A 3,084-nucleotide genomic window follows, 5' to 3' on the forward strand; every position below is an offset into this window, starting at 1 on the left:
AAAAAGGAGTCCAGAACTTTCGTCTAAAGCAGGTGTTTGTAAATTTGTAATGTCCAAAGCAGTCTGGGCGCTGCTGCTTAATAAGCCAAGTAAGAAAATTAGTGAGGTAATTATTTGCTTCATTTAAAGTATATATTGGGAACACGTAATAAAAATTTCTCAAGTGAATAACTCTTTTAGTTTTCTCATATTGCGTTTGTTCGGATTTCTGAATTAATTCCCTCAGATGAGTTGGAGAAACCTAATTTGATTGAAATTTTTCGCAAGATGATTCTAAGCTTTTATAGTTTGCTTGCTACTCGCAAAACTTTTTCCATTGGGCGACCTTTGGCTAATTCATCGACCAACTTATCCAAATACCTTACTTGGCGGGTTAGGGGAGTTTCAATTTCTTCTATTCGATAGCCACAAATAACACCTGTAATTAGTGTAGCATTTGGATTTAAAACTGCGGTTTCAAAAAATGTTTTAAAGGTAGCTTTCTCCTCAATAAGTTCTTGTATTTTGGTTTCGTTAAAACCCGTCAGCCATTCAATGACCTCATGCAATTCAGCAATGGTTCGCCCTTTTTTCTCAACTTTGGTAATATAATGGGGATAAACCGAAGCAAATGTCATTTTTGAAATCTTATCATTATGTTCTTTTGTAGTCTGCATATGTTTAATTAAGTTTTGTATTCTTATTGTAGAAATGTTATAAAGTATGTTGGCGGTTCCATGATTATTTATAAGAATTGAAATGCTATATTATGAAACTTTTGCAATCTGTTCTGAAATGTCAAGAACAAATGCATTTAAAATGATGTCATATTAATTTAGATTCCACGACATTAAAATCAGTTTTTATCATATTACTGAATTTACAGTTTTTCATAGTTCATCATTCGTGAATTACTCATTGTTCAGGTATTGGAGCATAGTAAAGAATTATGGCGCCGCTACCGAATACCTTCTTCTTCAAAAGTTTAAATATTTTCCTGTCGCTGATGTTTTTAAACAATGGAGAACCTTTTCCTGCAATGACAGGGTGAATACAGAGTTGGAATTCATCAATTAAATTAAGATGCATTAATTGTATGATTAAACTCCGACTGCCAACTAAAATGTCCTTACCCGATTGTTGCTTAAGCTCTAAAACTGCCTCTTTAAGAGGTTGATGAGATAGTTTTGCACTGTGCCAATCCACATTTTTAAGGGTGTTGGAGAAAACAATTTTCGGAATGTTGTCCATTGCAAAAGCGAAGTCGTCCATTGATTTTTCGCCAGAAGGACTTTTTGCCAAATCTCGCCAGTATTCCATAAGATTATAGGTTATCCTTCCATAGAGAATGGTGTCAGCGTTTCGTAAGAGATCTGTATAATGTTGATGTATTTCATCATCGGGAATTATTGCAGTATGGTCACAAATCCCATCAATCGTCATATTGATGCCGGCAACTAGCTTCCTCATATTCTGCTTTGCTTTTAAATAGATTGTTTTTTATTTCGTGGTTTTCCCTCCCATTGCCGTAAATACCTTATCTATAGGTTCCCAAAGCTCTATTTTGTTGCCATCAGCATCCATAATGTGGACGAATTTTCCATAATCAAATGTTTCAATAGCGTCCACTATAGTCACGCCATTTGCTTTGAGTTTCTCAACTAAGCCATCAATATTTTGAACTCGGTAATTGATCATGAATTCCTTTTTTGAAGGTTCAAAATACTCACTTCCGTTTTTAAAAGGACTCCACTGTAGGTAATTGATTTCTTGCGGTCGGTTGGCATTTCTAAACTCAAAACTCGAACCCCAGTCATTTACTTCAAGCCCTAAATTTTCAGCGTACCAATCTCTAGTTTTTCCAGGATTATCTGAGAAAAAGAAAATGCCACCTATTCCTGTTACTCTAGGCGTTTTATCTTTTTCATTGTCTGCATCAGGTTTTTGCTCCTTGTGATCTTCCATACTAATTCATTTTTATAGTGTTTAATTTGATTTCCTTCCTGCTTCTAATAAAAATCATGGCTATTGCCGTAGTTATGACTCCCATAATAAATGAGAATATAGCCCCTTGAATAGCGTAGTTTTTATAGTTGAAATTAGCCTGAGCTTCTTCTGTTGTTTTATAATAGCCTATTTCTACAGAACGTTTTATGACGTTTGGGAAATATTCTGGCGTGATGACATAAGAGGTAATCCACTGTGTTAATGGACTTAATAGAGCAATAATTGCCGAGAGGATAATTCCTGAAACCAAGCCTTGCTTGTAGGATATTTGTCCTTTATAATCCTTTCGCTTTTTTTCTTTAAGCGCTAAAACCATCATCCAAATGGCAGGAATGGCAAATAAATTGGTCAGATATAAATGGTAGTCGATATATTTTCCATGAAGTCCACTTAGTTTTTCCAAAACCATCCAAAGTAATCCTACTACTGAAAAGATGATGGCCCATTTGATTTCTATTTTTCTGTTTGTCATAATCGTATTATTTGGCATTTTCGTAGGCGTTTTTAATCCAGTTTATTACTTCGCTGTCGATGTCGTTAATATTAGCTATTTTGATTTTATGCGAACACATGGCGTTCGGTTTTTCGGCTTCCAATCTATCTGATGGCTCTTGTCCTTTTAGATTAATTCCGATTTCAAAACGTGTTTTAGTCGCGGGGCCTATTGTTGCAAATTGCTTGTTTCGGCGTAAACTGACATAAGCGTTTTTAGGTGCGATTTCGATATCATTACCGAAAGACACAATTTCTGAAATAAGCTTGTCATAAATCGGTTTCAAATTTTCTTTTCCTTGATATTGCGCAGTTATTAAATCATCGGTGTTTTCTGCCGAACCAGCATCAGAGGCTCTCGATTTGTGAGCCACAAGGTTTGCGAATCCATGGGTGAAGTCATGTTGCTCCTTAAGAAATTTAATGATTTCTCCGTGTTTTTCGAAGTTTTCTTTGGTTACAATTTCTACCCATTGTTCCAAAGATTTACCTGTGTTCTTGTACAGGTTTTCAATCATTGTTTGTGTTGCTTTATCCATGGACTTAATTGTGTTTTGTTTGCAGAAAGTCAATCGTCGATTTCATTAATTTCTTGAGGGTTTCTAC

At 35.2% G+C, this 3,084-nt stretch carries 5 protein-coding genes; all 5 read right to left on the reverse strand.

Features of this window, described 5'->3' with window-relative positions:
* Window positions 1-281 precede the first annotated feature (281 nt).
* The 5 genes from ABIQ28_RS08975 to ABIQ28_RS08995 all read right to left on the reverse strand — a co-directional run bounded on the left by ABIQ28_RS08975 (window position 282) and on the right by ABIQ28_RS08995 (window position 3,017).
* Window positions 282-656 carry a DUF2200 domain-containing protein gene (locus tag ABIQ28_RS08975; RefSeq protein ID WP_348036550.1) on the reverse strand — a complete coding sequence of 125 codons (375 nt, stop codon included), beginning with the start codon at window positions 654-656 and terminating at the stop codon, window positions 282-284.
* A 238-nt stretch (window positions 657-894) separates the two neighbouring features.
* Window positions 895-1,449, reverse strand: coding sequence for a dihydrofolate reductase family protein (locus ABIQ28_RS08980; protein ID WP_348036551.1), 555 nt, complete (start codon window positions 1,447-1,449; stop codon window positions 895-897).
* A gap of 30 nt (window positions 1,450-1,479) precedes the next feature.
* Window positions 1,480-1,944: a VOC family protein gene (locus ABIQ28_RS08985; protein ID WP_348036552.1), complete on the reverse strand. Its 465-nt coding sequence runs from the start codon at window positions 1,942-1,944 to the stop codon at window positions 1,480-1,482.
* A 1-nt stretch (window position 1,945) separates the two neighbouring features.
* Window positions 1,946-2,458 (reverse strand): DUF4199 domain-containing protein, encoded by a 513-nt coding sequence (locus tag ABIQ28_RS08990; protein WP_348036553.1) that lies wholly within the window; start codon window positions 2,456-2,458, stop codon window positions 1,946-1,948.
* Between the two features lie 7 nt (window positions 2,459-2,465).
* The gene (locus tag ABIQ28_RS08995; protein WP_348036554.1) at window positions 2,466-3,017 is read right to left on the reverse strand and encodes a DUF4287 domain-containing protein; all 552 of its coding nucleotides are present in this window, start codon (window positions 3,015-3,017) and stop codon (window positions 2,466-2,468) included.
* Window positions 3,018-3,084 lie beyond the last annotated feature (67 nt).

This window comes from Gelidibacter sp., from assembly GCF_039916245.1.
Lineage (GTDB): Bacteria > Bacteroidota > Bacteroidia > Flavobacteriales > Flavobacteriaceae > Gelidibacter.